Below are 12,893 nucleotides of genomic sequence, written 5' to 3'. Positions count from 1 at the left end.
TTGTTAAATTATTGACCTCAACTGCAACTCCTTCCCACGGTTTATTTGGTAGCACTGGGCTAGTAATAATTCGGCGGTGGCCTGTGCGTCTGTAAGTGCGTTATGGCTATGATAGCTTGGTAACTCATAACGTTTGCGACACGCACTTAGGGTTAAATCGTCTTGTTTTATTTCTGCACCTTGGCAAATAAGGCGCTTTTTTTCTATGTGGAGGGTGTCGAGTATTAACTTAGGTTGCGCACTTATATTAGCGTTTTTAAGGGCTGCTTTTAAAAACCCCCAATCCAGTATGGCGTTATGAAAAACCAAAATATGGTCACTAAAATCACGGCTTAGCTGCGTTAATATAGTGTGCAGGCTTTGTCCTTTAGCAACGGTGTCTTCCACAATGCCGTGAAAAACAGGACTTTGGTCTAAGCGTTTAACGTTTTTATTAATTAAATGCTGAGACTCACTCATTTTTATACATTGGTTATCTATTTTTACCCAGGCTACCGAGACAATTTCATGCTGGTTTACATCAAGCCCAGTAAGCTCTAAATCAATCACTAAATAGCGTTGCGTTAACGCATTTTGACTTAAAAGATTACGCCTTTTTATATACTTACTGAGCCATTTTTTTACCACAGCGCTTACCTCTTATTACAAACTGCCACGGGCAAATTTAAACGCCGCGGCTTGCTGCGCTTGTTTTACTAAATAAAAAGCCTCTTTAAGCTGATGGCGCTCTAATGAACTTAATTTATCGGGGTTTATACAGTTACTTGGCAAACCTTCTTCGTTTATTTGCGTACTAAAACGTAACTGAGTTAAAAATCGCCAGCAATCTTTTAAGTTATATATGTCGTCTTTATTTAATAGTTTATGTTTAAGTAGGGCATCTAAACGCTCTTGGGTATTGGCGCGTTTTATGCCTGCTTTTAACGCATATAAACGCACTATGTCGTTAATAATAACCACACCGCGTTTTTTTAAATCTATGTACTTATGGTTGTTGTCGCTTTTTTGCGTTTTAAGCTTATTAAATAAACCTATAGGCACTGAGCTGGCTCTTATATCGGTTGCCATAGCAGCATAAAATAACTCATCGCGCGATATCCTGTTTAACTGCTCGCAAAAGCCGCTGTATAGAGCATTGGAGCCTTCTATAAAGCGCAAGTCAAAAAATATTTTGCAGTTAAGCATGGCGTTAGGCGTTGGGCTTTTTATCCATTTAAAAAAACGCTCGCACCACTGGCTTACACTCATTCTGCATTCATCGCTGCTGGCCATAATATTACCCGGGCAACGCCTAATGCCGCACTCTACTAACTGCTCACATACAAACTCCCCCATGTGTTTAAAGTAAGCTTGGTGTTGCTCGCTTAAATCATCTGGGAGTAATAAGCCATTGTCTTGATCTGAATGCAGGGTTTGCTCTTCGCGTGCTTGCGAGCCAAAACATATAAAGCAAAAACTGGTGGGGGCTGCGCCATTTTCTTCTTGAAATAAATGAATAAGACGCGAGGTGAGTGCATCGGTTAAGCCGCTGAGCAGTTTACCAATTAGCGATATGTCTTCTATGTTGTACGAAAAACTTCGCAGTAACTCAGGGATTTCTCCCGCATAACGTTTTAAATCGGCAATGCTATGGGCTTTATAAATGCGGCCAATAAGCTGCACAGGGTCACTTTTTTGCTGGCGCAGTAAATCGGTACTAGTAAGCATACCCAAAGGCTTATGGTTTTCATCAAGTACAGGTAAATGATGAATATTGTATTTAAGCATTAAATGCAAAGCAGAAAACACCCGATTGTTTTCAAATATAAATTTAGGCTTTGCACTCATTATGCTGCTAACCGCATCTTGCGGGTCTACCTCGTCGGCCAGTACACGGTTACGTAAGTCGCGGTCGGTCACTACGCCCACTAAAATGGCGTGTTCGGTGATCATAATTGACGATACACCGTGTTTTTTCATTTTTTTAGCGGTTTGCCTAATACTGGCATCGGGGGCTAAGGTTATGGCAGTGCGGGTCATCAGCTCAGATATTCTGCGCTCAGACCAGCTATCGTTTTTACTTTTATAATGTGATGAAAGTAAGCGATTGGCGTGCGCGCGTACAAAATACTGCTCAAACGGTTTGTATTGATGACGTAAAAAGTCAAAATGCGTTTGTGCAAGCAAATACACTATGCCCTCTTTTTGTACCTGTAACCTATTTTGAATCTCTTCTCCTGTTAACAAAGAAGGATAGCCAAAGTAATCCCCCTGCGCTAAACGCTTTACTACATCACCTTTTGCATCCACTAGGTCGTATAAGCCAGAGCGAATTAAAAAAAGCTTTGGGGTTTGCGTTTGCAGCCACTGCGCTTGGTTTTCTCGGGTTAAATAAACACTATCAATATGGCTTACAAAATACTCACACGCACTGTCGTGTAGCATGCTAAATGGCGCCTGCATACACACAAACTGGGCAACTTCCTGCTGCTCTACACTCATTGCTGTACTCTTAAAAAGTATACACAAAACCTAATGTACTCATTATTTGAACAAATAAAAAGCCCGACTAAAGTCGGGCTTTTGGTGCTTTATTTTTAAGTAGGCTTAGCGCATTAATGTGCGTGTGCTTCACCTGACCCTTTAGGATTACGAATACCTTCCACCATTTGTTGTATTTCAAGCGGTGTCGATTTTGTTAATTTAAGTACGGTTGCAGCAACAACAAAGTTTATTATCATCCCCACTAAGCCAATGCCTTCGGGTGAAATACCTAAGAACCAATTTTCTGGGCTATTAAGCTCAGGGCTTACAAATTTAAAGAAGATAATATACGCAGCGGTAAAGCCTATACCGGTCACCATGCCAGCAATTGCGCCTTCTTTATTCATTGTTTTAGAGAATATCCCCATAATAATTGCCGGGAAGAAACTCGCCGCCGCTAAACCAAAGGCAAAGGCGACCACCGATGCAACAAACCCAGGCGGGTTAATCCCAAAGTAAGCCGATATAACAATGGCAATCATCGCGGCTAACCGAGCAGCTAGTAGCTCTTGTTTATCGCTTATGTCGGGTTTAAGGGTGCGTTTAAGTAAATCGTGCGACACTGAGGTCGAAATAACCAGCAATAACCCTGCTGTGGTTGAAAGCGCAGCAGCAATACCACCGGCCGCTACTAATGCGATTACCCATGCTGGTAAATCAGCAATTTCAGGGTTAGCCAGTACCATAATATCGCGGTCTACTTTTACTTCGTTTGCGCTTGTTGGGTCTTCTACCTTGCCGGCGGTGTAAAACATTTTGCCGTCGCCGTTTTTATCATTAAAGGTAATTAAACCCGTGCGTTCCCAGTTTTTGATCCACGCTGGTGCTTGAGCGTACTCTGTACCGCTACCATCTTTACCGTTAATGGTGTCAATCATGTTTACGCGTGCAAACGAGGCAACCGCCGGTGCAGTAGTGTAAACAATAGCAATAAATACCAGTGTCCACGCTGCTGAAATACGGGTATCTTTAACGCGTGGTACAGTGAAAAAGCGAACAATTACATGCGGTAAACCTGCAGTACCCACCATTAAAGCGCCGGTAATAGCAAATACGTCAATCATGCTTTTAGAGCCTTCGGTGTATTGTGCAAAGCCCAGCTCTGCGCTTAACCCGTCTAGCTTATCAAGTACATACATGCCTGAGCCATCACTCAATGTGGCACCAAAGCCGGTTTGCGGGAAGAAGTGGCCTGTCATCATCATTGAAATAAAGATAGCGGGCACAAGGTAGGCAAACACAAGCACACAGTACTGCGCTACTTGCGTGTAGGTAATGCCTTTCATGCCGCCAAGTACCGCATAAAAGAATACAATCACCATTCCAATGTAAACACCGGTTTCAATTTCTACTTCTAAAAAGCGCGAAAATACCACGCCTACGCCACGCATTTGTCCAGCAATATAAGTAAAACAAATAAAGATGGCACACAAAATAGCAACAACACGTGCTGTTTGTGAGTAGTAACGGTCGCCTATAAAGTCAGGTACAGTGAATTTGCCAAATTTACGTAAGTAAGGCGCTAAACACATAGCGAGTAATACATAGCCGCCAGTCCACCCCATTAAGTAAACACCGCCATCGTAACCTGCAAACGAAATAATACCCGCCATTGAAATAAACGACGCTGCGCTCATCCAATCGGCTGCGGTTGCCATACCATTGGCAAGCGGAGGTACGCCGCCCCCTGCCACGTAAAACTCATTTGTAGAGCCTGCACGCGCCCAAATTGCAATGCCGATATAAAGCGCAAAACTTAAACCAACAATTATAAATGTGAGTGTTTGAACATCCATTACCTAGCTCCTATTCGTCTACGCCGTATTTTTTATCTAACGTGTTCATTTTGAAAACGTAAACAAAAATCAAAGCTACAAAGGTGTAAATAGCGCCCTGTTGTGAAAACCAGAAGCCAAGTTTAAACCCAAAAAAACGTACTTCATTCAGTACATCTACCAGTAATATGCCAAAGCCAAATGAGACCACAAACCACACTGCTAGTAACTTAAACAGTAGTGAAATGTTTTCTGCCCAATAAGCTTTTGCTTGTTCTTCATCTTTAAAAGCCATTTTTATTTTCCCCTTTAAGCATTGCATAATTGCAATGAGTGGTTTTTTTATAGTCGGTTATTAATTTAGCAACGCGGCGTGAAGAGTGAAGTGAGACCATAGTCGTAACAGCCTGTTAACGTTTACGTAAACTGCAAATGCAATTGTATTTAAAAATACAATTACACATAATTTTCAGTAGGTTAGCTTTTACCAAAGGGCGTTAACGGCAAAATTTAAGTGGCTTTGTGTAAAAATGCGACATTAGTCTAATAAATCATCAACAATATAAATAATCATTTAAAATCAATACAATAAAAACAACGTTAATATTTTGCATAAAATTGTGCACGCACACTTAAAGTTATCTCTGGTATTGTGTGTGGGTATAAATAATAAGGTTTAATAACAACATGACTGCTGTACTGATTTTTGTAGCATTAGGCTACATTGGGGTGCTGTTTTGGCTTGCTAATTGGGGCGATAAAACAACACCACTTGCTAAACGGATTAGCCATCATCCTTTTGTGTATTCGTTATCGTTAGGGATTTATTGTACCTCGTGGACGTACTATGGTTCGGTTGGTACCGCCGCCACCAGTAGTTGGAGCTATTTACCCATTTTATTGGGGCCTTCATTGTTGTTCTTTTTTGGCCAAGGCTTTTTACGCAAACTGGTATTAGTAAGTAAAAAACAAAACATTACCACCATTGCCGATTTTATTTCTGCCCGCTACGGTAAACGTCAAACTAGTGCAATACTGGTCACTGTTATTGCCCTACTTGCTACCATTCCCTATATTGCGCTGCAGTTAAAAGCACTCAGTACCAGCTTTTTGCTTTTGCAAAACAGCAATCAAATATCTGGCGAAATGCTTACCCTCACCGCCACGTTAATTATGGCGCTGTTTGCAATATTTTTTGGTACCCGTAAGGTAGATGTTACCGAATACCGCTCTGGGCTTATGCTAGCAGTCGCCTTTGAGTCTATGATAAAGCTCATTGCGCTTATTGCCGTCGCTGGCTTAGCCTTGTACACCTTATTTAATTTACCCACCCTTAGCGGCGACAAAGTCACAGAGTCGATTTGGCAACACTGGGGCAACTTTAACTTTTTTAGTTTTAACTTTATTGGCCAGTCACTTATGGCTGCCGCGGCCATAATTTGTTTACCACGACAATTTCATGTCACCGTGGTAGATAACCAAGACAAACGCCATTTATTTACTGCTCGCTGGGCTTTTCCACTGTATTTATTACTCACCGCCGCGATGATAATTCCTATTGCTACTGCCGCAATTCACCCAAGTATTGGTAGCAGTTTTTCACCCGACAGCTTTGTATTAGCGTTACCGCTTATTCACGACCAAGCTTTTTTAAGTACCTTTGTATTTATTGGCGGGCTTTCTGCAGCCACCGCCATGATAGTGGTGGCCACACTTACGCTTAGCACCATGATCTCTAACGATGTAGTGCTGCCGCTTATGCTACGCCGTAAATTTAAGCGCAACTTAATTACCAGCAGTTATAAATCGCAAATTTTATTAGTCAGGCGCTTTACCATAGCCGGCATACTTATATTGGCTTATTTTTATCAGCAATGGTTTGGCCATGGTAGTGCGCTGGCCAGTATGGGGCTGGTGGCATTTTCGTTAGTAACGCAGCTGCTCCCGGCTATTGTGGGCGGACTTTACTGGCGAAAAGGCCATGCTTATGGTGTATATGCGGGGCTATTAGCGGGCTTTATTTGTTGGGTATTATTTTTAATGATGCCAATTTTAGATGCCGGCAGTGCCCTTGATAGCGAGCTTCAGCAAACCCTTATTACACGCGGCACTCTGATTGCCTTATTTGCTAACATTGGTTGTTATATTAGCTTTTCGTTAGGGGCAGAAGAGCGCTTGATAGATAAAATTCAGGCCGCCGCATTTGTTAACCCTAAAGATCAGGCTATTTTATCGCGCCGCTTAAACAAAAATGTTAAAGCCACGGTTTACGACTTTAAAATACTACTGCAAACCTTTTTAGGTATTCAGCGTAGCCAACAAGTACTGGCGCACTTTTCACTTTCGCACCAGCTAAGTGACAATAATGCCCACCCCGAGCCCGAATTTATAGCCTACTGCGAACGTGCGTTAACTGGGGTGTTAGGGGCGTCTTCGGCGCAGGCGCTAATCCGTACGGTTTCATCGGGTAAACGTATGGCCTTTGAAGAGGTGGTTAACTTTTTTGACGAAACCACACAAGCATTGCAGTTTAACCAAAACCTTTTGTATACCTCGCTCGAAAACTTAAGCCATGGTATTTCGGTGGTCGATAAAGATTTAAAACTGGTAGCATGGAATAAGCGCTACAGCCAAATGTTTGGCTACCCCGACGGCTTTTTAGAAGTGGGGCAACCCATTGAAGATATAATAAGGTACAACGCAGTACGCGGTGAATGTGGCCCAGGCGAAATAGAGCGCCAAGTAGAAAAACGCGTTCAGCATTTAAAAAATGGTAGCTCGCATCACTTTATTCGTCACCGCCGTAATGGCCAAGTGTACGAAATGATAGGTAACCCCCTACCCGATGGCGGCTTTGTAACGAGTTTTTCAGACATTACAAACCATATAAGTACGCAAAATGCGCTTGAAGAAATTAACATGGATCTTGAAAACCGCATTGAGGCGCGAACCCAAGAAGTGCAAACCATTAATAAAGACTTACAAGCACAAATAGATAGCCGAGTAAAAACAGAGCAAGCACTTACTTTAGCCAAACGCGAAGCAGAGCAAGCCAACGACAGTAAAACGCGATTTTTAGCACTGGCAAGCCACGATATTTTACAGCCCCTTAACGCGGCGCGTTTATACCTTGCAGCCATTGATGAAAAGCAGCTTGATACAACTAACCAAAATAGCTTTAATAAGCTTGGCCACAGTTTAGACTCAACCGTGCATTTAATGTCGGCCTTACTAGAAATTGCCAAGTTAGAGCAAGGCGCAATGACCCCAACCCCTCGGCACTTTTGTATAAACGATATACTTATGCCACTGCAAAGCGAGTACGCTATTTTATCAAGCGATAAAGGCTTAAAACTAACCGTGCGTTCAAACGCACAAATTGTGCATAGCGACATTACCTACTTGCGCCGAATTATACAAAACTTAGTGTCTAATGCGGTTAAATACACTGAAACAGGGCGAGTATTAATAGCGTGCAGAAACCGTAAACATAATTTACGTATAGAAGTATGGGACACCGGCCCAGGTATTAGCCAAATAGAACAAGCTAAAATATTTAACGACTTTTACCGTATAGAAGCCGGTGATAACAAAGGCGTTGGTTTAGGGCTTGGCGTTGTAAAACGTATGGCCGATTTACTTAGCTTAGAGCTTGATGTGCACTCAGAGCCCGGTAAAGGAAGCCGCTTTAGTATTGAAGTACCCTATGGAGATGCGCAGTTTGTACAACAAAAAGCAACGGCCAGCAGCTTAGTAGAAAACCGCGCCGCGATTAACATAGTCGCGGTAGACGATGACCCCGAAAACCTAGCAGCAATGGCCAGCTTACTTAAAAAGTGGCAAGCCAATTACACCTTGTTTGACGATGTAAATAAAGTACTCGCGCACGCTAAACAGCACGCAGCGCCCGATGTAATTTTAATGGATTACCAATTAGGTAATGATTGCGATGGTATTTCGCTTATAAAAACACTGCGTGATACATGGCAAAGCGAAGTGCCCGCCATACTTATAACCGCCGTACGCGACACCGAGCTTAAACAAGAAACCAAAGCGGCTAATATACATTATTTAAGTAAGCCGATTAAGCCGGGTAAGCTTAAAGCTTTACTTAATCACAGCACGTAATAGCCAATTAGCAGCAAAAAATAAGCCCAGCATTAGCTGGGCTTATTTATGTGCTTAACCAAGGCGTTGGAACCCTTAATTATTAGGCTGGTTTGGCTTGGCTTCGCAGTTTTTGAAATAACCAACTAAGCCCCACTAACGACAAGCCTAAGCCAATAAACGACAGCGCTTTTAAAAGCCCCGTTAAATTAGCCATGTCCACTAAGAATACTTTTAAAATAACGGCTGCCAATAATCCTAAGCCTATTTTTTGGATTAATAGCTGATTTTTTAAATGCCCTAGCACCACAGTAATAGCCCCTAACACAAGCCAAATAACCGAGTAGCTATAAAGCTCTGCGTTGCTTGCACCTGTTGATAAGTAAATATAAGGGCCTTGCCAGTATTGGCGTATAAAGCCATTAATTGCCAATACACTCAATACACCCGCTACTGTGAGTATAGATGGCGCAGCTTTTGTATACAGCGGCTTAATTAACGTATAAAGCCAAAGCACGAGACCCGCAGGCACTAACCAAAGCAAAAATAGCCAATTAAATACAAAATATTCGCCAATATAAATAGAGCTTAAAAATGGGTTGGCGTTTAGTAAGATGCTCAGTGCAGTAACACCCGCAGCACCTGCTAATGCCATGCCTGCCACTTGGTATAATTTAGCTAAGCTACCGGCAATACGAGCACGGTGTAAATATACACAACCCAGCGCAAGCCAATTACAGGTGAGTAAAGCTTGTTCGTAAAAGCTCAAAGAATCAAACTGCGGATAGTGCCCTACCAGTTGATAGCTGGTTTCGGTGGTAATAAATAACGCCAAGCAATGCAGCGCTGCGCCTTCAAGCCAAACTTTTAAATGCGATGCGTTAAAGCATTTGGCTGCAGTATAAAATAACACCACACACAAAGGATAAACTACTAAGCTCCAGTGTACACCCAATACACTAAGCGCCTCGTAACTTGGGGTCCACGGTGACAGTGTAAGGCGAAGTAGTAATGCAGCCACCAGCGCTTTAATTGGCCAATGTGGCATAGGCACCCGATAGCGGTTTATTAACACGCTAATAAGTAAAACTTGAATAGCCAGTGCAATGGTTAGCCCGCTGTCATTTAATAACATAGTAATAGCAAGCGTGATGTTGGCATTTGCCCCCACCCAATATGTAAAGCGCTGAAAAAGCGTTGCGCCACCTATTGCACACTTAATTAAAATGGCGCTACTTGTAAATAGTATCACTGCCCACAATGGATAGGCTGTGGCCAACGCATGGTTTGGGATTATAGCGTATAAGGTGGCAATCATTATAAATACGCTAAACGAGGCAGTAATATGAAAAGTCAATCGTTTAGGTTGCCACTTTATACCAAAATAAAGCCCATATACGCTTAGCGCTAACCCTAAAAATATAGCGCCACCATATTGGTGCCTAAATATAAATAGCGAGTCAGAATAGTCAACATAATAGGAAGGCGTGCTTAATAGCCAGAGTATAGCTATTAGCATCGCCACCCCTTGCCATAAATCCCAGCGGCTATTTTTAAGCACTAAAAACAGCAATGTTAATATGCTTAACGCATTTATTATTTGCCACTGTAAGTAGTTAGTACTATCAAAAAGCATAGCCAGTAACAAAGGGACAATACAGGCAAGCATTAAAGGGTTACTAGGGAGTGCGTTTATTAGGCGTTTTAAACTATGTGGGCGAGTTTCAACAACCGCAAGTTTTAACCCCAAGCGTGGCACGGCAATTAAACCAATAACACTTAATAGCCCATACGTGCCCATAAGCCAAATGGTGCTGCTGTTAGCTAAAGTAAAGCCAACAACATACCAGCTTAAATGCCCCGCCCAAAGTAAATACCACAGCCATGCACGCTGTACTTTATGGGCGACTAGCGCAGCAGATAAGCTCACAAACCCAATGTACATATAAAGCGCAAATAAATTATTGCTGCCGGTATTAATCAGCACGGGGACACAATAAGCACCAATAATACCTAGTACGGCTAATACTGGGCCAAGCATTATTGCCATAGCGCTCGCACTTATGGCAATAACCCCAAGGACAACAAATGCTGTTAAAGGGCTGATCATGTTATAGCTGCTATACGCTAATAAGGTCAGTGCAAAGCACGTAATAAAACCCCCACTGGCAAGCGCTGCAGGTATATAGTTATTAAACCCTTCAAATACACTATTTTTGTAATGCATATAAGCTGCGGCTGCAATTAAGCCACCACCAAATAAACCACCTAGAGTTAATCGCATTGCAGGAGAGAGCAACCCGGCTTCTAAACTGTACTTTGCTAAAAATATACCGCCTAGTGCCAATGCGATTGCGCCTATCCAGGTCATCCAGTTTTGTTCAAAGTCGCTACGCAGTTTTTCAAAAAAAGAAGTAACAAGTGTGGGTTTGAGATTTTTACTGCTTTGCTTATGTTTACTGGCAGAAGCATTAGCGGGAGGCTTTATTGCTGAAGCTGGCGTTTTTACCTGCCCACGATGCTGACTTGGCTGATTGGGTTGATTAGGACTAACTTGATTAAAAGTCGCCTCATTGCTATTTGCTTGAGCCGTGTCCGCATGTTCAGCTGTGGAGCAATCGGTGCTTTTATCGGCGTATTCAGCGTGGCTTTGTGCGTTGTTAGCTAATTCTAAACTAAGTACTTTTGCTTTTAATTGGGCAATTTCTTGCTTTAAATTACTAAGTTGTGCAATTGCGACAATACCGCAAATAGCACCGGCCATTATTGCAAATGCAAATAAACCCACTATTCCTAAAAACTCATCCATGGCACGCTCTTTTTATTTATTATGTTATGAGTGTACCTAAAATTTTTAAAAGTTATAGCAATCTGCTTATAAATGGGTTTATTTAATGTAAACAAAATCACGCTACAGCTAGGCAAAAAAAAGCCCCAAACAATAATGCTTAGGGCTTTTACTTTCTAGAACGTGTTACATGTTACTTATTCTACGCTGTCTGTAATTGTCCGCGTTACACTCATTTTAAAGCCTGAACTGGTTGTCTCATCGTGCTCTAAAATTAAGATATAGTTACCTTCTTCGGTAAAATCTATATCGCTTTGTTGAATTAACACTATTTGTTGGCCGTTATCTTCGTATACGGCATACACAGTGTAAGCTTCATCATCTACATCAATTTCTTCTTGATCGTATCTATCTAAGCCATCAATTACATTGGTGGCGTCATCAACAGTTTCACCATTTAAGGTAAAGTACACGTCAACTTCGCTTACTGTTTGCCCTGCGTAGCTTTCAATTAGGTTAACAACCGAAATAGTATGGCTGTAGCTGCTAGGTGTTAGGTTTTCCTCAACGCTCATCATGCGTAAACCATTATCGACATCGTTGTAAAAAACGCCTACCGCACTTTGCTCGCGCTCTAGGGTCATTAAAAAGTTATCGGCAAGCTTAGTGCCCTCTTCGTCGTACATTGCAACGCTGTAACTATTTGGCGAAAGCTCAACGTAATCGGTGTAGGTATCGCTTGCGACCGTATTGGTATCGTTAACTGTGGTGCCACGGGTCGTGCTAAAGCTAACTGGCGAGTAATCGTCAACGGTATTTATAAAGCGCAATTGGCCTAACGCTGATTGGTGCTTTAGTGCTGTAACATAGTTATTGTCAGTCACAATATCGAGCGTGATACCGTTTTCTTCTGTTGCATAGCTTGGGCGGATCATGGCTACGTAGCTTTCTTCATCGTAAAAATAAACCGACTCCGACTCATACACTACATCAGTGCTACCTGCCTCAGTGATATAAATTGTGTAGTAACCCTCATCAAGGGTTTGTAAATCTAGCTCACTTAAATACTGTGTTGATGTAAATAGTTCAGCACTTTCAAATACGCCATCATCGGTTGCTAGGTAAATATCGTAGCTAGTGTCTTCACTGGTGATATTGTAAAAACCTAAGTTAAACTCATCTGTATCACTTGAAATGGGCACACTTAGCTCTGTGAACGTAGGTTCGTCAAAGTTACCGCTCATTACAATTAGTTCGGTTTTGTCACCTTTGATTGATACTTCTTGTTCGCTAATTGTAATGTAGCTGTCGTTTGCATCTAAGTATTCAAAGCTTAAATCGTAAGTGCCGGTGCTGTAATTATGACGCGTGGTTACATCAGCAAAATCAGTGCCTGAGCGCTCAGTTTCGTCTACAAATAAACGCGTATATGGGCTGTTATATGAGCCGTTATATAATTGTACGTAGCCTGTATCACTTGAGCCGTCGCTGCCGCCACAACCAACTAAAATAGACATTAAACTTAGAGGTAAAGCAGCTTTCAACAGAGAGTTGGTCATTAAAGTTTCCTTATTATTAAAATCACTATTATGACTTCTTTGCTGCATTTTAATTTCATAGTTTACAAAGTATTACCCTCGCTGACAGTTCTTTACGAAAACGTTTAAAAGTGTAATAAATGTGCAAATAATAAGGATATT

Annotated in this window: 7 protein-coding genes; 1 reads left to right on the top strand and 6 read right to left on the bottom strand. The window is 41.9% G+C overall.

What is annotated here, in order from left to right; genetic code table 11:
• Positions 1–3: 3 nt before the first annotated feature.
• The 4 genes from MTF68_RS09275 to MTF68_RS09260 form a co-directional block, all read right to left on the bottom strand.
• Positions 4–627, bottom strand: coding sequence for a 3'-5' exonuclease (locus MTF68_RS09275; RefSeq protein ID WP_248462302.1), 624 nt, complete (start codon positions 625–627; stop codon positions 4–6).
• Between the two features lie 15 nt (positions 628–642).
• Complete coding sequence (locus tag MTF68_RS09270; RefSeq protein ID WP_248462301.1) at positions 643–2,481, bottom strand: DUF294 nucleotidyltransferase-like domain-containing protein; 1,839 nt, start codon at positions 2,479–2,481, stop codon at positions 643–645.
• A gap of 113 nt (positions 2,482–2,594) precedes the next feature.
• A complete protein-coding gene (locus MTF68_RS09265) occupies positions 2,595–4,319 on the bottom strand; it encodes a sodium:solute symporter family protein (RefSeq protein ID WP_004586075.1) in 1,725 nt (574 codons plus the stop codon).
• 10 nt (positions 4,320–4,329) lie between these two features.
• The gene (locus MTF68_RS09260; RefSeq protein WP_004586074.1) at positions 4,330–4,593 is read right to left on the bottom strand and encodes a DUF4212 domain-containing protein; all 264 of its coding nucleotides are present in this window, start codon (positions 4,591–4,593) and stop codon (positions 4,330–4,332) included.
• 392 nt (positions 4,594–4,985) lie between these two features.
• Between MTF68_RS09260 and MTF68_RS09255 the strand changes: the two genes are divergently transcribed.
• The gene (locus MTF68_RS09255; protein WP_055252793.1) at positions 4,986–8,426 is read left to right on the top strand and encodes a PAS-domain containing protein; all 3,441 of its coding nucleotides are present in this window, start codon (positions 4,986–4,988) and stop codon (positions 8,424–8,426) included.
• Between the two features lie 82 nt (positions 8,427–8,508).
• Here MTF68_RS09255 and MTF68_RS09250 read toward each other — a convergent pair whose 3' ends face one another.
• Positions 8,509–11,214: a DUF2339 domain-containing protein gene (locus tag MTF68_RS09250; protein WP_248462300.1), complete on the bottom strand. Its 2,706-nt coding sequence runs from the start codon at positions 11,212–11,214 to the stop codon at positions 8,509–8,511.
• Positions 11,215–11,390: 176 nt separating this feature from the next.
• Positions 11,391–12,752, bottom strand: a complete 1,362-nt coding sequence (locus tag MTF68_RS09245; protein WP_024033201.1) for a DUF4397 domain-containing protein — start codon at positions 12,750–12,752, stop codon at positions 11,391–11,393.
• Between the last annotated feature and the right edge of the window lie 141 nt (positions 12,753–12,893).

Source organism: Pseudoalteromonas sp. 2CM37A (genome assembly GCF_023161885.1).
GTDB lineage: Bacteria > Pseudomonadota > Gammaproteobacteria > Enterobacterales > Alteromonadaceae > Pseudoalteromonas > Pseudoalteromonas atlantica.
This window is presented reverse-complemented; position numbering and strand designations above follow the sequence as displayed.